The organism is Bradyrhizobium sp. SZCCHNR2028, from assembly GCF_032380995.1.
GTDB lineage: Bacteria > Pseudomonadota > Alphaproteobacteria > Rhizobiales > Xanthobacteraceae > Bradyrhizobium.
Window position 1 is genome coordinate 44,366 of the sequence record NZ_JAUHJF010000004.1, and the last position, 18,898, is coordinate 63,263.

General features: G+C 65.0%; 22 protein-coding genes. 13 read left to right on the plus strand and 9 right to left on the minus strand.

Annotated features, from left to right (window positions below; genetic code table 11):
- Positions 1 to 156 precede the first annotated feature (156 nt).
- The 3 genes from pqqC to pqqA form a co-directional block, all read right to left on the minus strand.
- Positions 157 to 912 (minus strand): pyrroloquinoline-quinone synthase PqqC, encoded by a 756-nt coding sequence (pqqC, locus tag QX121_RS08425; RefSeq protein ID WP_409999327.1) that lies wholly within the window; start codon positions 910 to 912, stop codon positions 157 to 159.
- A 20-nt stretch (positions 913 to 932) separates the two neighbouring features.
- Positions 933 to 1,862, minus strand: a complete 930-nt coding sequence (pqqB, locus tag QX121_RS08430) for a pyrroloquinoline quinone biosynthesis protein PqqB (protein WP_315811657.1) — start codon at positions 1,860 to 1,862, stop codon at positions 933 to 935.
- A 215-nt stretch (positions 1,863 to 2,077) separates the two neighbouring features.
- A complete protein-coding gene (gene pqqA, locus QX121_RS08435; protein ID WP_012029362.1) occupies positions 2,078 to 2,158 on the minus strand; it encodes a pyrroloquinoline quinone precursor peptide PqqA in 81 nt (26 codons plus the stop codon).
- A 305-nt stretch (positions 2,159 to 2,463) separates the two neighbouring features.
- On the opposite strand from pqqA, the gene QX121_RS08440 reads away from it, so the two are divergent.
- Positions 2,464 to 2,721, plus strand: a complete 258-nt coding sequence (locus tag QX121_RS08440; RefSeq protein ID WP_315718026.1) for a DUF6894 family protein — start codon at positions 2,464 to 2,466, stop codon at positions 2,719 to 2,721.
- A 54-nt stretch (positions 2,722 to 2,775) separates the two neighbouring features.
- On the opposite strand, the gene QX121_RS08445 is transcribed toward QX121_RS08440, so the two are convergent.
- Positions 2,776 to 3,210 (minus strand): group III truncated hemoglobin, encoded by a 435-nt coding sequence (locus tag QX121_RS08445; protein ID WP_315811658.1) that lies wholly within the window; start codon positions 3,208 to 3,210, stop codon positions 2,776 to 2,778.
- A 79-nt stretch (positions 3,211 to 3,289) separates the two neighbouring features.
- Positions 3,290 to 4,393: a lactonase family protein gene (locus QX121_RS08450; RefSeq protein WP_315811659.1), complete on the minus strand. Its 1,104-nt coding sequence runs from the start codon at positions 4,391 to 4,393 to the stop codon at positions 3,290 to 3,292.
- Between the two features lie 257 nt (positions 4,394 to 4,650).
- Here QX121_RS08450 and QX121_RS08455 point away from each other — a divergent pair, with 257 nt between their 5' ends.
- From QX121_RS08455 to QX121_RS08485, 7 genes are all read left to right on the plus strand, one after another.
- On the plus strand, positions 4,651 to 6,045 hold the full coding sequence (locus tag QX121_RS08455) for an amidase family protein (protein ID WP_315811660.1): 1,395 nt from the start codon (positions 4,651 to 4,653) through the stop codon (positions 6,043 to 6,045).
- The gene (locus QX121_RS08460; protein WP_315755283.1) at positions 6,045 to 6,521 is read left to right on the plus strand and encodes a glutathione peroxidase; all 477 of its coding nucleotides are present in this window, start codon (positions 6,045 to 6,047) and stop codon (positions 6,519 to 6,521) included. Before QX121_RS08455 ends, QX121_RS08460 begins: the two co-directional genes overlap by 1 nt.
- On the plus strand, positions 6,518 to 6,772 hold the full coding sequence (locus QX121_RS08465) for a DUF3297 family protein (RefSeq protein WP_315718031.1): 255 nt from the start codon (positions 6,518 to 6,520) through the stop codon (positions 6,770 to 6,772). The genes QX121_RS08460 and QX121_RS08465 overlap by 4 nt, the downstream gene beginning before the upstream one ends.
- A 394-nt stretch (positions 6,773 to 7,166) precedes the next feature.
- Positions 7,167 to 8,222, plus strand: coding sequence for a hypothetical protein (locus tag QX121_RS08470; protein WP_315811661.1), 1,056 nt, complete (start codon positions 7,167 to 7,169; stop codon positions 8,220 to 8,222).
- A gap of 92 nt (positions 8,223 to 8,314) precedes the next feature.
- Entirely contained in the window at positions 8,315 to 8,785 is a 471-nt protein-coding gene (locus QX121_RS08475) for a DUF4265 domain-containing protein (RefSeq protein WP_315811662.1), read from the plus strand.
- 258 nt (positions 8,786 to 9,043) lie between these two features.
- Positions 9,044 to 9,574 (plus strand): hypothetical protein, encoded by a 531-nt coding sequence (locus tag QX121_RS08480; protein ID WP_315811663.1) that lies wholly within the window; start codon positions 9,044 to 9,046, stop codon positions 9,572 to 9,574.
- Positions 9,564 to 10,265, plus strand: coding sequence for a hypothetical protein (locus QX121_RS08485; RefSeq protein ID WP_315811664.1), 702 nt, complete (start codon positions 9,564 to 9,566; stop codon positions 10,263 to 10,265). Before QX121_RS08480 ends, QX121_RS08485 begins: the two co-directional genes overlap by 11 nt.
- Positions 10,266 to 10,434: 169 nt before the next feature.
- Here QX121_RS08485 and QX121_RS08490 read toward each other — a convergent pair whose 3' ends face one another.
- Positions 10,435 to 10,686, minus strand: a complete 252-nt coding sequence (locus tag QX121_RS08490) for a hypothetical protein (protein WP_315796671.1) — start codon at positions 10,684 to 10,686, stop codon at positions 10,435 to 10,437.
- Positions 10,687 to 10,833: 147 nt separating this feature from the next.
- Between QX121_RS08490 and QX121_RS08495 the strand changes: the two genes are divergently transcribed.
- Positions 10,834 to 11,247, plus strand: a complete 414-nt coding sequence (locus tag QX121_RS08495; protein WP_315796672.1) for an SRPBCC family protein — start codon at positions 10,834 to 10,836, stop codon at positions 11,245 to 11,247.
- A 714-nt stretch (positions 11,248 to 11,961) separates the two neighbouring features.
- On the opposite strand, the gene QX121_RS08500 is transcribed toward QX121_RS08495, so the two are convergent.
- Together QX121_RS08500 and QX121_RS08505 are read right to left on the minus strand one after the other, a co-directional pair.
- Entirely contained in the window at positions 11,962 to 13,311 is a 1,350-nt protein-coding gene (locus QX121_RS08500) for a malonyl-CoA decarboxylase (RefSeq protein ID WP_315775937.1), read from the minus strand.
- A gap of 126 nt (positions 13,312 to 13,437) precedes the next feature.
- Positions 13,438 to 14,244, minus strand: a complete 807-nt coding sequence (locus QX121_RS08505) for a helix-turn-helix transcriptional regulator (protein WP_315811665.1) — start codon at positions 14,242 to 14,244, stop codon at positions 13,438 to 13,440.
- Between the two features lie 62 nt (positions 14,245 to 14,306).
- Here QX121_RS08505 and QX121_RS08510 point away from each other — a divergent pair, with 62 nt between their 5' ends.
- From QX121_RS08510 to QX121_RS08525, 4 genes are all read left to right on the plus strand, one after another.
- Positions 14,307 to 15,500, plus strand: coding sequence for an MFS transporter (locus QX121_RS08510; protein WP_315811666.1), 1,194 nt, complete (start codon positions 14,307 to 14,309; stop codon positions 15,498 to 15,500).
- A gap of 161 nt (positions 15,501 to 15,661) precedes the next feature.
- Positions 15,662 to 16,570, plus strand: a complete 909-nt coding sequence (locus QX121_RS08515; RefSeq protein WP_315775940.1) for a hypothetical protein — start codon at positions 15,662 to 15,664, stop codon at positions 16,568 to 16,570.
- Positions 16,571 to 16,719: 149 nt separating this feature from the next.
- Positions 16,720 to 16,953, plus strand: coding sequence for a hypothetical protein (locus QX121_RS08520; protein ID WP_315718042.1), 234 nt, complete (start codon positions 16,720 to 16,722; stop codon positions 16,951 to 16,953).
- Between the two features lie 165 nt (positions 16,954 to 17,118).
- Positions 17,119 to 17,916: a transporter substrate-binding domain-containing protein gene (locus QX121_RS08525; protein ID WP_315738623.1), complete on the plus strand. Its 798-nt coding sequence runs from the start codon at positions 17,119 to 17,121 to the stop codon at positions 17,914 to 17,916.
- A gap of 78 nt (positions 17,917 to 17,994) precedes the next feature.
- Here the strand turns inward: QX121_RS08525 and QX121_RS08530 are convergent, their stop codons facing one another.
- Positions 17,995 to 18,789 carry a substrate-binding domain-containing protein gene (locus QX121_RS08530; RefSeq protein WP_315811667.1) on the minus strand — a complete coding sequence of 265 codons (795 nt, stop codon included), beginning with the start codon at positions 18,787 to 18,789 and terminating at the stop codon, positions 17,995 to 17,997.
- Between the last annotated feature and the right edge of the window lie 109 nt (positions 18,790 to 18,898).

The window sequence follows — 18,898 nt, forward strand, 5'->3', positions numbered from 1 at the left end:
GCACGATGCCACTCCCCTCCCCCTTGCGGGGAGGGGTCGGGGGTGGGGGTCCCAGCAAAGACTTCCCGTGTGGACCCTCCACCCCAACCCTCCCCCGCAAGGGGGGAGGGAGTGCACCGTTCGCGGTACGAGAGCGGTGGTTCAAACGGGACACGGCTACCCCTCCTTCGGCACGAAGGCGCCGGGCGGGATGTTGCCTTCGACATAGGCGTAATACAGCGCGTCGAGCTGCACCCACAGCACGTTGGTCTTGAAGATCAGCGCGTTGCACACGGCGGCGCGCTGCTCCGGCGTGGTGGCGTGCTCCTTGACGTAATGCAGCGCGAAGTTGGCGTCGCGCGGCGCCTGGGTGAGACGCCGCTTGAAGTAGCTCATCGTGTCGTTGTTGACGAAATTGTAGTGCTCGAGCATGCCCGAGATACGCTCTTCATGGATGCTCGGCGCGAACAGCTCGGTCAGCGACGAGGCGATCGCCTCCAGCGGCGTGCGGTCGCGGCAGAAATGCACATAGGCTTCGACCGCGAAACGGGTAGCGGGCAGGATGCCCTCGGTGGATTCGACATAGTCCGTGTCGAGGCCGAGGCCCTCCGTGAGCTTGATCCAGCGCTCGATGCCGCCTTCGCTGCCGACGTCGCCATCATGATCCTCGATGCGGTGCCGCCATTCCAGCCGGGTGGCGCGATCGCGGAAGCGCGTCATCACCATCGCGTCTTTGATTGGGATCGTCGACTGATAGTAGTAGCGGTTCAGCGCCCAGGCCTGCACCTGGCCCTTGTTCAGCTTGCCGCCGTGCAGCAGCTTATGAAACGGATGCAGGTTGTGATAGCGCGTCGCGCCGATATGGCGAAGCGCCGCTTCCAGCTCGCTGGCACTGTTCAAGGTCACGCCCTTGCCGACCGACAGCGCCGTCATTCCACTCAGTTTCGCCTCACTCACAGCTCGATCTCCATCCCTTCAGCGGGGATTTCCCATCCCTCGCGTTCCAACGTTTGCCGCTCGGGTGAGGCGTGCAGCCACGCCGGATTGGAGTTGTTGATGTGCAGGAAGACCTTCCTGCCGATCCCGATATCCGCCAGCGACTTGATCGCGCCGCTTTCTCCAGACATCGCGATATGTCCCATGCTCTGCCCGGTCTTGTTGCCGAGTCCGGCCTGGATCATCTCGTCGTCGCGCCACACCGTGCCGTCGAACAGCACCAGGGGCGCGCCCTTCAATCTCGTTCTCAGATCATCGTCGACGCCGGCACAGGCGGCGATGACGTAGCAATATTGGCCGCCTTCGAGATCGGCAATCTTCAGGCCCAGCGTGTCGCCGATCGAGGAGCTACCGCCGGGATGCTGCTTGTCGCGCAGATACCACGCGCTCGTTCCCGAGACGGCGAAGGCCGTGACCTCCAGGCCCGAGGGCCTGCCGTCCTGCAAAAGCGGCCGGAACGGCACATCGATCACGATCGGCACGCGCTTGACGGTCTCGTCCTTCAGCACATCGAAGATGTTGTTCGATCTGAGGATCGCAAGCACCTTGGGATGCGCATGGATCGAAAATGGCGAGCTCTCGCGCATCGACAGCAGCCCCGTGACCGCGTCGATCTCGCCATTGGTCAGGATCACGCCGGCGATCGGACTGTGGCGCAAGGCGCCGGGCTTCGGATGCAGTTGCGGCGTTCGGGTGACCTGCTGACGCAGATCGGGCGAGGCGTTGATCAGGAACCAGTTGGCGCCATCGGCGCTGACCGCGACCGAGGCCTGGCTGTTGCTGATCTCGGGATGATCCGTGCGCGCGGCACGACACACGGGGCAGCCGCAATTCCACTGCGGCACTCCACCGCCTGCGGCGGCGCCCAGGACGACGAGGCGAAGCATGAGCCGTCTCCTGGAATTCAGCTGTGGTGGCGCACGCGATTACCAGCGGCAGGATGACCGACAGGCAAGCTGACCAACGGCCAGGATCGCCCGCAGGGAAGGTGACGAGGGTGGGACATCCGACCCGCGTACGGGCTGGCACATACGCGGTCGCTGATCCCCACCCTCAAGCGTCGACGTCCTGATCGCCGAGACCTGGACGTCACACCCGCGAATTATTTGCGGGCCGCGCAGGCGTACATGTTGATTTCCATGCCGACCGGCACTTCAACGATCTTCGGTGCTTTCCAGGCCATTGTCCTCTCCTTCAAGACGGGACGGTTATCGTCCTCAGCATTAAACTACCGTGCTACGAAAAGTTCGCCAGTGGAATCTTTTTGTTTGAGCCTCTCAGGCCTGTTTATTGCAGTGCGAAGTTGCAGATGCGAGTTGCTGCCGTTTTCGTCGGATTGAGCCGCGAAAACAACGAATTCGTGATCGATGGCTTCGCAACGCCGTACAATTCGGTCCCTAGCTTGAGGGGCTGAGCTGGCCGGATGAAGCAGTCGTGAGATGTTCGAGACTTCAAAACCCAAGCGCGCGACCCCATTGGAAGCTGATGATGCCTAGATATTTCTTCAACACACGGATCGGCGAGGAACTGGTCTCCGATACCGACGGCGAGGTGCTGCGCAGTCCCGACCGCGCCTGGGAAGTCGCGCGCGACATGATCAAGGAACTGCTGCGTACCGAAGGCGGCAACGCGGCGCTGATGACGGCCGTCATCGAGGTCACCGACGAGGACGGCGAGATCGTGCTGGAGTTCCCGTTCTCCGAAGCGATCTTCAACATGCCGGCGCAATCGATGACGCGCCATTGAGCGCAGAGCGGCCGCATCACCGCTCCTCGAACGCTCGCATGTTTGCGGCCGAGGTCAGACCGAATGGCGCGGGCGCGCGATGTCGCCGCGCGTGCTGGCGATGCCCATCTCGAAGCTGTCGGCGATGCGGCGGGCGCGGACGATGAAGAGCTCCGCGAGTTCCGGCGCGAGAAGGTCCTTCGCCGTCGCCTCGAACAGTTGCAGCCAGCGGTCGAAATGCGGCCCCCGCAACGACAGCAACAGATGCGGCCGCATCGGCGCGCCGGTGTAGCGGCCCGTCTTCAGGAACATCGACGACCAGAAATCGCTGATCCTGCCGATATGTTCGCCCCAATCCTCCACCGCACGGTTGAAGATCGGGCCGATCAGCTCGTCCTCCCGTGCGCGTCCGTAGAAGGTCTCGACCAGCAGGCGGATCGAGGCGTCGTCGAGTTCCGGATGTTGAACGGCGAGGGGATGGCGGTCGGGCTGGGCGGCAGGCATGGTCATGCGCTGTATATAGGGGATGATAGCGCCGGTGGAAACGCCGGGCCGCCACTCACGATCTCGCGGCGGCCCTGGCGTTCGGTCACGGCAGGCTGACGAACTCCACCCAGTTCGGCTTCTTGCCGACGGCGTAGGACTTCAGCTTCTCCAGCGCGCCGCCGGCGGCGTCGATCCGATACACCGTCATGCCGTTCGACAGCTCGCCGACGGCGGCGAGATAGCGCCCGGCGGGATCGATGGCGAAGCCGCGCGGCTGGGTCTCGGTCGGCACGCTGCCGATCAAGGTCAGGCGCCCGCTGGCCGCATCGACCTTGAAGCCGGCAATCGTGTTCGAGCCGCGTTCCGAGGCGTAGAGGAACCTGCCATCAGGCGTCACGTGAAGATCGGCCGCCCAGGGTTTGCCGGTGAAGCCGGCGGGCAGGGCGGTGGTGCGCTGCTGCTCGCTCCAGCTGCCTTTCTCGGCATCATAGGCATAGACGGCGAGATCGGCGTTGAGCTCGTGCAGGAGGTAGATGAACTTGCTGTTCGGGTGGAAGATGAAGTGGCGCGGCCCTGACTTCTCCGGCGTCTTCACCGTCAGCGCCTCTTTGGCCGAGAGCGCGCCGGTGGCGGCGTCGAAGGCGAAGCCGAGCACCTGGTCGGAGCCGAGATTGGTCGCGAACACGAAGCGGTTGTCGGGCGAGGGCAGGAAGGCATGGGCGTTCAGCCCGGTCGGGAGCACCTGGCTCGGCGCGGCGACCACGCCGTTGGCCTGGACCGGATTCGCCGCGACCTTGTTGCCGCCATAGGACGCGCTGAACAGCACCTTGCCGGTGCGGTCGAAGGCGATGTTGGCCATGCTGTCGGCGAGCGGGCCGTTGCCGACATGCGTGAGCTGGCCGGTCTTGGCAGCGATCGCGAAGCTCTCCGCGAGGTAAGGCTGCGACCGCACACCGGCGATCAGCACCCGCTTGTCCGGGCTGACCGCGAGCGGGGTCGACGAGCCCGGCTTGTCGACGCCGACGAAGGAAGCCGTCTGCACCGGGGTCATCTCGCCGGTGGCAGCATCGAATTTGAAGACGCTGATGTCGTTGCTGTCGGCGTTGCCGACATAGGCGTAGGTCTCGGCGTGGCCTGCGCGCGGCGCCAGCGTTGCTGCAGCGGCGAGAACGAATGTCGCGGCCATGATGGTGCCCGGTCTGATCATGTGGTTTCCCCCTTTGTGATGTTGTTGCTTGAGGTCTTAAAGTCGTTTGTGAAGCTTGACCAAGCTTGTTTCCGGATCGATCGATGCAGGATCGGTATTGATTGGCGGCGCAGGTCGGACAAGCCCGGCCACGACGAGGAGGAGCCAAGGCAAGACCTATGCACTTTGCTGCATGGGCCTATCCGGAGCACGGCGCCTGGACGGCTTTCTCCGGCGCGAGCCGCACGCTAGAACGGCCCGTCACCACGGAGCTCCCCATGACCGAACTCTGGCGCCTGCCGGCTGCCGACCTCGCCGCCCTCATCAAGTCGAAACAGGTCTCCGCCCGCGATGCCGCGACCGCGGCGCTGGCGCGGCTCGATGCGGTCAATCCCGCGATCAACGCCGTGATCGACCATCGCCCCGAGGACGTGCTGCAACAGGCCGACGCCATCGACTCCCGGCTGGCGCGCGGCGAGGATCCGGGGCCGCTCGCCGGCGTGCCGGTGACGATCAAGGTCAATGTCGACCAGGCCGGCTTCGCCACCACCAACGGCCTCAATCTGCAGAAGGACGCGATCGCGTCGGCACACAATCCGGTCGTCAACAACCTGGTGAAGGCCGGTGCCGTGCTGCTCGGCCGCACCAACACCCCGGCGGTGTCCTATCGCTGGTTCACCAGCAACCTCATCCACGGCCATACCAAGAACCCACGCGACCCCGGCATCACGCCGGGCGGCTCCTCGGGCGGCGCAGGATCGGCCACCGCGGCGGGCATCGGCCATATCGGCCATGGCACCGACATCGCCGGCTCCGTCCGCTATCCCGCTTACGCCTGCGGCATCCACGGCCTGCGCCCGACGGTCGGCCGCATCCCGGCCTTCAATACACAGTTCCCCGAGCGCCCGATCGGACCGCAGATCAGCGCCGTCTCGGGCCCGCTCGCCCGGACGATCAACGACGTCAGGATCGCGCTGGCGGCGATGTCGGCGCGCGACGTCCGCGACGTCTGGTGGATGCCGGTGCCGCTCGAGGGCCCGCCGCTGCCGAAGCGCGTCACCCTCTGCGTCAACCCGGACGGGCTGAACCCTGTGCCGGAGGTCGTGGCCGCCTTGCGCGATGCCGCCAGGCGGCTGGAAGCCGCCGGCTGGACCGTCGAGGAGATCGCGGACATGCCGCCGATGCAGGAGGCCGCGCTGCTGCAGACCCGTCTCTGGCTCGGCGACGGCTACGAGGCGCAGCTCGCAGCGGTCGAGAAGGAGGGCGACCCCGGCGCGCTGGCCTGCCTGCGCGGCAACCGCGACAAGGTTCACCCGTTCGACCTGTCGCAGACGCTCGCGCGCCGAGCTGCATTGACCCGGCAGTGGCTCCTGTTCATGGAGCAGCATCCGGTGCTGCTGATGCCGGTGTCGGGCATGCTGCCGTTCGCCGATCAGCTCGACCGCAAGGACGAGGAGGCCTTCAAGCAGGTCTGGCACGCCCAGCTCACGCAGATCGCGATTCCGTTCTTCGGCCTGCCGGGCCTGACGGTCTCGACCGGCATGGTCGGCCGCGTCCCGGTCGGCGTCCAGCTCGTCGGCCAGCGCTTTCGCGAGGACATGTGCCTCGCTGCCGGCGAGGCGATCGAGGCCGGTGGCACGCCGCCGTCGCCGATCGATCCGGTGCTGGGCTGATGGCCGGCATCTATGATTTCACCGCGACCTCGCTGTCCGGCGAGGAGGTGCCGCTGAAGCGCTTCGAGGGCCAGGTGCTGCTGATCGTCAACACCGCCAGCGCCTGCGGCTTCACGCCGCAATATCGCGGCCTCGAGGCGCTGCACCGGGCCTATGCTGACAGGGGCTTTGCCGTGCTCGGATTTCCCTGTAACCAGTTCGGCGCCCAGGAGCCCGGCACGGCCGAGGAGATCGGCGCGTTCTGCGCCGGCAAGTACGACGTCACCTTTCCGCTGTTCGCGAAGATCGACGTCAACGGTGCGGACGCGCATCCGCTATACCGGTTCCTGAAGGGCGAGAAGACGGGCCTGCTGGGCTCAGCGATCAAGTGGAATTTCACCAAATTCCTGGTCGATCGCACCGGTCACGTGGTGTCGCGCCATGCGCCGACCACCACGCCCGAGGCGTTGAAGAAAGAGATCGAGGCACTGCTGTGAGCGACAACGAGACGACTGCGACCCCATTTCCTGACCGGCTGTCGGTCGATCCGAAGAGCCCCTATTACAATGCGGAGATCCTGTCGCGCGACGTCGGCATCCGCTTCAAGGGCGCCGAGAAGACCAATGTCGAGGAATACTGCATCAGCGAAGGCTGGATCCGCGTCGCCGCAGGGAACGCCAAGGACCGCCACGGCAACCCGCTGACCATCAAGGTCCACGGCCCGGTCGAGCCGTATTTCAAGGATTGAGGCGACTGCGCTGCGGGCCTCTGGTGGTCGTATCCGCCAACCTCTGGCCTCAGCGATGAGGCAAACCGCCAACCCAGGACTCATCATGCCCGGGCTTGTCCCGGGCATCCACATTCCAGGCGCACGACATGGATGGCCGGGACAAGCCCGGCCATGACGGTGTGGAGAAGGGCGGGGTCGAAGCAGCTTTAGCACCCGCGTCGCGATGGGTAATTTAGAACGTTGGTCGTAGATATTTGAGCGTCGTTCAAAATTATATTGAACGTCGCTCACATTCCGTTACACTCACCCATATCCGCCCCGTCGGCACCGGTCCCGACGCGCGACGTCCCAGGCGTTTGCGCGATCGGACCCCTGCGTGCCGTCTCCAGCGAGATCACAGAGGGTGAAGACGATGTCCTATTCGGAACAAGATCTGCGCGCCGCAGCCGGGGCCGGCGCGATCGGGCCCGACGAGTTGCAGCGGTTGCTGACTTACCTCGAGCAACAGGCGAAGGCGGGTCCCGCGGCGCACGCCAAATTCGATGCCGCGCATCTGCTCTGGTACGCCGGCGCGCTGATCGTCATCGGCGCCATGGGCCTGTTCTCGACCGTGGCGTTCTCGCAGATGGGCGGCCGCGCCCTGACGGCCTGCGCGCTCGCCTATGCCGCCGCCTTCGGCTTCGCCGGCGACCACCTCTGGCGCCGCGACCTGCGCGTTCCTGGCGGCCTGCTGATCGCTATCGCCGTGTCGATGGCACCGCTCGCCGTCTACGGCGTCCAGGCCGAATTCGGCTGGTGGGGAAAGTTCGGCAAGCCCGGCACGGTCCACGACTTCTACGTCTGGATCAAGGGCAGTTGGCTGTTCATGGAGATCGCCACCATCGCGGCGGGCGCGATCGCGCTGCGCTTCTATCGCGTGCCCTTCATCGTCGCGATCATGTCGGTCGCACTGTGGTTCATGTCGATGGACCTCACGCCCTGGATCTTCAACGTCAGCCATTTCGACTGGGAGATGCGCCGCATCGTCTCGATCTGGTTCGGCCTCGGCATTCTCGCGGTGGCGTGGATCGTCGACTACACCAGCCACAGCCGCGACTTCGGCTTCTGGATGCACTTGTTCGGCCTGATGGCCTTCTGGGGCGGCGTCAGCGCCACCGAAGGCGCCACCGAGCTCGGCAAGGCGATCTACTGCCTGCTGAACGTCGGCCTGCTCGCGATCGCCGTCATCATCGTCCGCCGCGCCTACGCCGTGTTCGGCGCCTTGGGCATCACGATGTATCTCGGCCACCTCGCCGACGTCGTCTTTAAGGACTCGCTGCTGTTCCCGTTCGCACTGTCGCTGATCGGCATCGCGGTGGTCGCGGTGGGGCTGGCGTATCACCGAAAGCAAAAGGTGATTGCGGAATGGCTGGCAGCCAATCTGCCGCCGGCGGTGCTGCGGCTGCGGCCGCAGCGAGCTGCTGCGTAGGCTAGACAATCAACTGAATGTATGGCCGTCCTATCGAACACCAGTGGCGATCGCTAAGCAGAAGCTGTGGACCGTAGCGGGAGGGAGTAGATATGGAGGAGCGGCTGCTACGCCTGCCGATCGCCGCAGTGTCCGGGCCTATGAAGCGAGAAGTCGTGCTCGCGGAAATGACGCGGCAGGACGGGGAATATGTAATCGGGAGCATTCCTGGGTTCGCCTATGATGTCGCATTGGACGATATCGTCAGAATTGTCGACCCGAATTCCGGTCGCTTCGAGGTCGTGTCGCGAAGCGGGCAAGTGTCTATTCGCGTCTTCATCGAGGGACCACTTGATAGGTCCGACGTGCACGCGGTGATCGATGCGGTTCTTTCTGAGAATGGAAAGTACGAAGTGGGAAAGAACAGTGAGGATGCCTCACTCCTGCTTCTCAGTCTTCATATCGGTCTCGGTCTAGACAAGATCAAGTCAATCATGAATTTGGTGGTTGGTCCCGCCGTTCAATGGGAGTTCGGGAACGTGTACGACGATCATGGCAACTTCACAAACTGGTGGGCGCATTGATTTCGATGGCGATGGCGGGATTGCGATAGCAATGCACGAGACTCTTCGTCAAAAATCGACAACGTCATGCGACCAATTTGCTGCTGCGTCACCGAACACCCGAGGAGGTGAAGGTCGTTCTGCCGCCGCAGGGCTATGGATCGAAGCGCAAGCGTGGCGCAGAGAGCAATGATGAACGGACTCGGCGAAGCTGCGCTGGACAGGCGGCCAGAGCCAGTTGATGTTCTCGACGATTGATCGGAACGACACGAGCCCACCATGAACCTCGATCCCGAAAACGGCCACACCCTGGACCAGATCATCCCGCACCTGGCCGAAACAATCGCCTGGTGCAGCTCGCGCCCGCGCCCGTGGTGGCCCGCGACGACATTCCGCAGCGCCGACATCGCGCCCGAATTCGGCAGCCGAACGCGCAAGGCCTCGGTTCAGTCGGTCGCCGAGCAGCGGCGTTGCCGCCTCGGTGGCGGCACCATCACCTTCCCGAAGATCTACAGCTTTCACGGCCGGCTGCTGGCGTTCTTTCCGGACGGCAGTCTCGATTGCGGTGTCGCCGCTAGCGAGACGGACGGCTTCTTCACGGACGGCAATGTCCCGCCATGGGATACGTGGGTAGCTTATCTCCAGGAGGACCACGAGGCCAGCTACATCCTGGCGTGGGTCCCGCGCCCGATGGTGCACATGGTCGATGCCGGCCTCCGCCTCATCCCTGAACAATGCGTCGAGTGGGTCGACGAGCGCCGTCCGTATTTGATCGAGGCCCTGGCCGCACGAGGGCTCCGTGTCGACTAGCCGGCGACGTGGTTCCGAAGCGCCATTGCGTGATGGCCGCTTGCGTCGACGCCCGGTGCGGCCGCTGCGTCACCTTGTCTTGTGTCTGATGCTATGCGTCGGTTGCCTCCTTGCCGGAGGAGACGATCGTGCGCGGGCCGATCGGCGCGAGACCAATGGTCCAACCGAGGCAGACAGCTACCAGGCCTATGTCGATCAGATCGGTGTCGTCGAGGGTGAGCTGGGGCCGGCGGTATCGCCGATCCTGGGCATCATTCTAAGCGGGCCCCCCAAGCCCTGGCCGACCCTCAAGAGCTTCAAGAAGCTGCAGCAACTGAGCGCACGGTATCCGGATTTTTGTCTTCGGCTGGTTTCTGACCTGAAGCAGACCCCCATTCATCGCGCCATCTCCCTGTGGTCGATGCGCGAACTCGGCAGGTCCGAGTTCATCAGCTTTCTTCAGAAGATGGTCGATCTGCGTGAGCGGGACCAGATCTCGTCGCGAGATATCGAATTGGCGCTTTGGCCATTTCCCCCCGATGTGATCATCTGCAACACGACCGGGCCTGACGTCAGGCTCGTTCTCCAACGGATCCTCGGGCTCGGAGATCTCACCACCGAATTCAAGTCATATCTTGACGATATTCTTTCCGGCAAGGTGTCGAAAGTTTCCCTGCTTTTGGACCCTGATGCATGTTCTGCACATCGATGAGCGGCAATGCCGGAATAGAAGCAGTCGCGTCCGTCCGTCGCGCGGCGTAGACGTAGTCGTCGAGCATCAGTTCCGCAATTCTTGAAGCCGGATCGCTGATCACAGACCCGCAGCCTTCTCCTTTACGGAGGGCCGTTTCCAGACCCTCCCGTATCATCCGGCCGCGCTGCTATGGCTTCTCCCTCAGCAGGAGTTTGGCGAGCCGTACGGCTGCCCAAGTTCCTAAGAGGCTGCCCAGACCCACGCCAGCCACGATGCCCAACAGCACGACGATGCTCCAGTCGCTGTGAATGCCTCCCGGCGCGAAACTGAGAGCGAAAAAGCCGATGGCCAGAGCAGCGTATCCAAGCATGGCGGCCCCCAGCGCGAAGCCGATCAGGCCTGCGACGCCGATGAACCCTGCTCGTGTGGCTTTCCCCATCCAAACATCTCCGACAATGGGCTGTCCCCGGGACGCAAGAATTCTCTTGCCATCTGTCGGGACTGGCCAGTCTGGATCGTCCTTGGGGCGAACACAAATGCTGCACGCATGCAGTGAGCCGTCGAACTCGAACCTGGAGCAATAATCATGAGGATCACCGTCCAAACCACCGTCGCAGCCCCGATCGATCAGGTTTGGCGTGCCTATACGACGCCGGCCGACATCGTGAAGTGGAACGCGGCCTCCGACGATTGGCATACGACCAAGGCCACGGTCGACCTGAGAGAGGGCGGCGCGTTCTCGTCGCGGATGGAGGCCAAGGACGGCAGCATGGGCTTCGACTTCGCCGGCACCTACACGAAGATCGTCGACCACAAGCTGATCGAATACGCCTTCGGCGACCGGAAGGCCGAGGTCCACTTCGAGCCCGGCCCGAATGGCGTTGTCGTTCGCGTCGCCTTCGATGCCGAAACGACTCATTCAGTCGAGCAGCAGCAGGGCGGCTGGCAGGCCATTCTCGACAGTTTTGCACGGCACGTGGAGGCGAAGAAGGCGTCGTGAGGACGAGGGGGCCGAGGTCCCGGCGGGCGCCGCGAGCGGCGCCCGAATCTTTCACCTTGACAAATTCCGAAAATCAGCAATGATGCGCATGTCCTGTCCTTTTCGCAGAGGGACGTACGCGTCGTCACGAACGTCGGGGCAGGGATGCGGTGGCCGTGGAGATGTCGGTAGACGACCGGCGTCTGTGCGGACGGAGAAGTCGTGTGGTCCTGGCCTCTCGACGCTGAGGTCAAGTCCGCAAGCGTTGCTTGACGGCACGCGCGGGCGATGGGGGCAAGAACGCCGATCCCCAGGGAGAGCACGAAGGACACCGTTCAAACCATCGCGCAGGGAAGGCCGGAATGCACCGGTCGTACCTGTGGTTCCTGCCCCGTGCACTTTCTCACGCACGGGGGCCATGGGTTGCGGCCAGCACCCGGTCTTCCCTGCGCCCTCTGTATTTGATGAGGGTGACGTGTTTCGCAGCACTCGGGCGTCAGGCGCCGCGAGGCCGCGGTCGCACGTCCTCCAGCTGTTTGAGATGTGAAAGCGGTTTTCCTACAGCGTCGTCCCGGCGAACGCCGGGACCCATACTCCGCGGCGGATGTGGGACGCGAGGTCTAACGACGAGTCCGCCCCAAATCACGTCCTGGGGTTATGGATCCCGGCGTTCGCCGGGATGACACTGACTTTGTGGTTCGCGTGGTTCGTCCCATGCGCCGTATAGGGGACCAATTACGACGACAGCCGCATATCCAGCAGCCGCCGGCCCTCGGCGCGCAGCAGCTTCTTGACCGCGCTGGAGGCGACGACCTCGCCGTCATTGGCATAGGCTTCGTGGTTCTTCTCGATGTCCTCGAGCCGATATAGATAGTTTACCATCACGGTCGCGGATTCGCGCTGGCCCTTGGACGAGAGGTCGCCGAGCCAGTTGATGCGCTCCAGCCTCGCGCCGTTGCCGAGGTGGAAGCGGGCGACGGGATCGATCACCTTTCCCTTCGACGTGCGCGCCCTCAGGAAGTAGTGCGCGGCGAGTGGCTCGATCACGGGGCGCAGCTCGGCGGACATCTCGGCGTCCTCGACCCAGCGCGGCTCGTTCAGGAGCTTGAGCACGTTGCGATCCTCTTCGGTCGCATCGGCCGTCGACTTCAGCCAATTCATGAAGCCCGGCACCGGCGACAAGGTCACGAAGGTGTCGAGCTTCGGCAGCTCGCGCCTCAACTCCTCCACCACTTGCTTGATCAGGAAGTTGCCGAACGAGATGCCGCCGAGCCCGCGCTGGGTGTTGGAGATCGAATAGAACACGGCGGTGCGGGCGCGGTCGGCCGGCACCGGCGGACGGTCGACCGCGAGCAGCGGCGCGATGGCGCCGGGGATCGTCTCGGTCAGCGCGATCTCGACGAAGATCAGGGGCGCGTCGGGCATCGCCGGATGGAAGAAGGCGTAGCAGCGGCGATCGACCGGATCGATGCGGCGGCGCAGATCGTCCCAGTCGTGGATCTCATGCACCGCCTCGTAGCGGATGATCTGCTCCAGAATGTTCGCCGGCGTCGACCAGTCGATCTTGCGCAGCACGAGAAACCCCCTATTGAACCACGAGCTCAAGAGATGCACCACGTCACGGTCGAGCGCGGCGAGTTCCGGATTGGCCTTCAACAGATCCAGGAGATCGGTGCGCATCGCCACCAGCTCGGGCGTGCCGCCCGGCGCGCGGTTGAGCCGGCGGATCAGCTCCTGCCGGCGCGGCTCGGAGGCGAAATGCAGCGCGCTCGCGCCTTCGTCCGACGGCGCCGCACGCCAGTCGTCGATCGCCTTGGCGAGCCTGGCCTTATCGGGCCCGAAATCATGGACCAGCGCGGTGAAGAACGCCTTGCGCCCCTCGGGGTCGAGATCGTGATAGCCGTCGAGCACGTCGCGGGCCATCGCCGTGCCCGAGGCTTCGCCGGCGCCGGACACCAGCGCCTCGCACAGCTCGGCCAGGCTCGTCGCATCGTGCTTCTCGACAGGGGCGCCGCCGCCGCGCAGCAGCGTCCGGCCTCGCTCGGAAATTGTGGTGATCAGGTCGGTGAAAAAGGCATTGGCCATCTGATGTCGGTCGAATCCCAGAGCGTGATGAAGGCGATGTTACATGGATTTATGGCAAAGCTGGCGACATTCAAACATAACAAATCGTCAACGCCGCCGTCGCGGCGCGCATATGCGGCCGGCGTGTCATGCACCTGTCTGCTCCGCGAATTCGGTCGGAGTGCGGCCGGTGACCTGCCTGAAGGCATGCGAAAACGCCGGCACGCTGGCATAGCCGAGATCGGCGGCGAGCTGCTTGACGGAGAGGTGACGGTCGGTGGACAGCCGCTCGATCGCGGCGGCGATCCGGGCACGCTGGCACCATGCCTTGAAGCTCAGCCGCGTCTCCGCCGCGAACAGCCGCGACAGGGTGCGGGCCGAGCTGCCGACCTTGCCCGCCAGGGTCGCCAGGTCCTCCTCGCTCGCGGGAGAGGCGAGGACGAGCTGGGCGGCACGGCGCGCGCGCGGATCCTGCGGCAAGGGGATGAAGGTCGAGGAATCCTCGGCGCGGCGCAACTCGAGCAAAGCGAGCCGCACCAGCAGCGCCGTGCGCTCGGGCCCGCCGTCCGCCGCGAACAGCGCCAGGATCGCCTGGTGCAGCAGCGGCGAGACCTGCACCACGAACTCGCGGTCGAGCCGCGCGCCCCGCGTCTCCCGCTTCAGCCAGTCCAGCTCGAAATACAGCGTCCGCATCTGGCTGTCGGCCAGCATGTCGATGGCGTGGCCATGGCGCGCCGGCACCCAGACCGCGCGGTCCGGTGGCACCAGCCAGCGTCCCCGCGGCGTCGTCACCTGCATCGTGCCGCGCGAGGCGTAGATCAACTGGGATTCGCGGTGCATGTGCGGATCGAGCCGCGCACCCTTGTAATAGAGGCGCGCGATCAGATGGACGCCGGGCTCGGTCGTCACCCGGTCGGCGCCGAGCGGCTTCAATGGCGTGTCCACGATGGTCATTGGCGGCTTCTCGTTGGTCGCGTCGACTATAACCGATCCGTCAGGAATCGAGGACAGCTCCCATGAACAGCGCCCGCCGCGTCATCGGCTTCGTCAACGCGGCCCATTTCATCGACCATTATGCGATGCTGATCTTCGCAGCCGCGGTCATCATCATGGGCCCGGCGCTCGGCATGGCCTATGCGGACCTCTTGCCCTATGCGACGCCGGGCTTCATCGCCTTCGGCGCCGGGTCGCTGTTGACCGGCTGGCTCGGCGACCGCTGGAGCCGGCGGCACATGATGCTGATCTTCTATCTCGGCATCGGCCTGTCGATGGTCTCGGTCGGCCTGGTGCAGACGCCGTGGCAGCTCGGCGCGGCGCTGCTCGCGATCGGTCTGTTCGCCTCGATCTATCACCCGGTGGGAACCGCGATGCTGGTGTCCTACGCCGACCGGCTCGGTCGCGACATGGGGCTGAACGGCGTGTTCGGAAATCTCGGCGTCGCCTCGTCGGCGCTGGTCACCGGCGTGGTCGGGCAATATCTCGGCTGGCGCTTCGCCTTCATCGTACCCGGGGTGATCACGGTGGCGATCGGCGTGGTGTTCGCGCTGTCGGTCGTGCATGAGGACCGCCGCGGATCGAAGCAGGCCGCGGCGCAGGCCCGTGTCGCGCGCGACCAGATGTGGCGCGTGGTGCTCGCGCTGCTGCTGGTGGTGATCGCGATCTCCACGACGTTCAACGCGATCACCGTGGCGCTGCCAAAGCTGTTCGCGGAGCGGCTGGCCGGGTTGACGCAGAGCCCGGCGCTGCTCGGCGTGATCGCGGCCGGCGTCTACGTGTTCGGCGCGATGACGCAGTACACGATAGGGCGGCTGCTCGATCGCCACGCGCTGAAGACGATCGCGCTGCCGCTGTCGCTGGTGCTGGCGCCGCTGCTGTATCTCGCCGCCGACGCGCGCGACTGGGCGCTGATCGTGGCCTCGATCGGCATCGTCATGGGTGCGTTCGGGCAGGTCACCGTGAATGACGCCATGGTCGGCAAATACACGGCCGAGGAATGGCGCTCGCGCGCCTATGCGGTGCGCTACTTCGTCGGCTTCACCGCGGCCGGCGCCTCGGTTGGCCTGGTCGCCTGGCTGTATGAGCGCGGCGGCTTCGTCACCATGCTGCAGGCGTTCGCCGTGCTCTGCCTGGTTGCGGTCATCGCCGCGCTGATCCTGCCGCCGGAGCTTCCGGCGGCGCAGCCGGCGCTGCGGGAGGCGCCGGCGGAGTGAGAATGCGATCCACCCAAATTTTCCCAATTGCCAGGCACGCGCTGCCGGCGCAGCCTGGGCCGATATGCGCGTGCTGATACTGATGAGATCTGATTGGCCACCATGCAGGCGACCGCGGTGGCGACGAGAGATTGAAGCACGACACCATTGAGGATCGATCGATGATCAATCGCTTCAGGAGAATGCTGGTGCTCGGGATGGTCGCGGCGGCCGGCCTTGCTGCAACGGAGGCGCTGGCGCAGAGCGATGCGCAGCGCAACGCGATCAAGTCGGCATGCCGGTCGGACTACATGTCGAAATGCGCGAGCGTGCCGCCCGGCGGCACGGCGGCGTTCCAATGCCTGCAGAAGAACATCGCGAGCCTGTCCTCATCTTGTCAGACGGCGGTCAAGGCGCTCGAGCCTGCCGCGGAGACCAAGCCTGCGGCAGAAGCCAAACCCGCGGCAGAGGCCAAGCCTGTCGTGCAAGCCAAGCCGGATTCGGCGCCACCGGCCGAGAGCAGGCCGGCCGCCGCCGAGGCGAGCAAGCCTCCCGCCGAGCCTCCGAAGGTCGCGGCGCAGCCGGCCGCGTCCGTCCCGGCCGTGCCTGCCCAGTCCGCCACGGCTGCGGCCAAGCCGGCTGCGTCGGCGCCTGCGGTCAAGCCGAGCGAGGCGCAGGTTGCCGCGATCCGAAGTGCCTGCGGCTCCGATTACCGCAAGGTGTGCAGCAGCGTGCCGCCGGGCGGCGCGGCGGCGCTGCAATGCCTGGAGCAGAACAAGGCCAAGGTGTCCGCTCCCTGCGCTCAGGCCATGGCGGCTTCGAGCGGTGGTGCCGCGCCGGCAACTGCGGCTGTCGCCGCGCCCGCGGTGGCAACCACCGCTGCACCGACGGCGCCGGCGCTGGTGCTGCGACCGCTGCGGCCGCTCGAGGAGTTGCGCATCGTGAGGGCGGCGTGCGGCGCGGACGCGCGGGCGTTGTGCAGCGGCATCGAGCCAGGTGGTGGCCGGATTGCGCAGTGCCTCGCGGCCAATGCCGGCGCGCTGACGCCTGGCTGCAAGGGCATGCTCGCGCAGTTCGCGGCCAATCGCTGATGCGGAGCGGCTGCCGTCCATGGTTACCATCCGAGATGCATACGAGCGCGATCCACCCAAATTGTCACAATTGTCGGGCGGGGAAGTCCCAGGCAAGGTCGCGACGGGGTGGATATTTGACCAATCAGATCATGATCAGGAGTTTGAAGATGAGCGCCATTGTCTCACGTGCCATTATTTCCACGCTGTGCGGATTGTTCATCCTGGCGGCGATGCCGTTCGTGTCGATGTCGGATGCCAATGCCGTGGTCTGCGCACGCGGCGTCGTGCGGGCCGGCTGCGCCGGTGCGGCGGGCGCCGTGGTGGTTCGCAAGCCGCCGGTGGCGGCCGCGGCGTGCCGCACGGTGATCGTCAATGGCGTCGCGGTTCGCCGCTGCGTTTAAGCGACGCTTAATCGGTTTTCGGTATCGAGTTATTTGAAACCGCAATTGCGACGCGCAAGTTTTGCGCGTCGCATGCTGCTTTGCGTAAGCGAGGTAAGCTGTATTTAACGGTGCTCCCGGCAAGGTGCGGCTCGTATCCAACTTGCAATCCAATGGGAGAGGGCCATGGCGTTTTGGCGCTGGCTGCGTGACGCAGCCCTGGTAGCTGCGGTAGTCACGTTTGCCGGCCACGCCGCCGGCGCAGCCGGCTTGAAGGAAGAAATCGCGCCGACGGGCAAGCTTCGCGTCGCCATTGCCGTTGGCCCCGCCGGCGGTGCGTTCTGGTGCGTCAAGTCGGACAGCGGCTATTCAGGCGTTCCAGTCGAGCTGGGCAAGGCCATGGCCGCGCAGGTCGGCGTGCCCGTCGAGTTCGTCGAGCATCCGAATTCCAATGCGATCACCGATGAAGCTGCTCGGGGCGTCTGGGATGTGGCCTTCATGCCGAAGGACGCGGAGCGCGAAACCAAGGTCTCGTTCGGTCCGGTCTACGATTCGGTCGAGACCACCTTCATCATCCGCGCCGGTCTCGACGTCGCCAACATCGCGGCGCTGGACCAGGCCGGCACCGAGGTTGCGGCCATCAACGACACGACCGTGCTGCGCGGTGCCAAGGCCTTCCTGAAGAAGGCGACCGTCACCGGCTTCAAGTCCTACGAGGAAGTCTACGCGTTGCTCAGCGCCGGCGAGATCGACGCGCTCGCGCTGGCGCGCGATCAATTGAATCTCATCACCAAGCAGATTTCCGGCACCAAGGTGCTCGCCGAGACCTTCAAGAAGACGGATACCGCGGTTGCGGTGCCGCTGAAGCATCCGCAGTCGCTGGCCTTCGTCACCAAGTTCATGACGGACTCCAAGGCGAACGGCCTGCTCAAGAAAGCCTACGGCGCCAACAATCTGAGCGAATCGACTTTGCTCACCCAGTAGGCGCACCGACGCTGCCTGCCGAACTCTCCCACGCCACAGGCGGGGGAGAGCCATCGTCTCAGCCGGCACCCTTTGGCGTCAGTTCGGCGCCCGCCTCACGATCGGATCGAGGCCGCTTTCCGTGATGACATGACGCGCATCCGGTGATTCCAGGAACTTGATGAGCGCCTTGCCGGCCTCCGGCTCCTTGGCGTCCGTGGCAATGCCGGCGGAGAACACGGTGATCTTCTGCAGTCCGGCCGGCAGCGGCCCGACGATGTCGATGCCCTTCACCGGCTTGAGCTCGCTGATCTGCTGAAAGCCGATCTCCGCTTCGCCCTGGGCGACGATCTCGCCGACGGGAGTGGCCGGAATCATCCGCGCCTTGCCTTTCATCTCGTCCTTGATGCCAAGCTTGTCGAACATCTCGGTGGAGACGTAGACGCCGCTGGCGCTGTCCGAATAGGCGATGGTCTTGGCCGCGATCAGCATGCGCTTCACGGCTTCCGCGTTCGAAATATCGGGATGCGGCATCCCCGACTTGACCGCGACGCCGATCGGCGAATTGGCGAGGTCCGCGCGGCTATCCGGCATCACCTTGCCCTTGGTGGTGAGATCGCTGAGCGCGTAGCCCACCATGATGAGGACATCGGCAGGTTCGCCGCGCTCGAGGCGAACGGGAATCGCATTCGTGGTCGTTCCCATCGACGGGCCGTAGGCAATCGTGACCTTGTGACCCGAGCGCCGCTCGAACTCCGGCACCAGGGATTTGAACGCAGCGGTCATGCCGCCGGAGATCATGACGTGGACTTCTGCGGCTTGGGCCGCGGTGGTCAGGAGGAACGCGGCCGAAGCGGCGAGACCGATGATGCGGAGATGGGGCGAGAGTATCATGGCAGGCTCCGAGGCGAACGGCTGGAGGCCGGGGGCGCTTTGGATAGCCCGGCCTTGCCAGGAAGGCCAGCGCCGGCGTCGGCGCATACGGCCGTCCCTGCAATGCGTC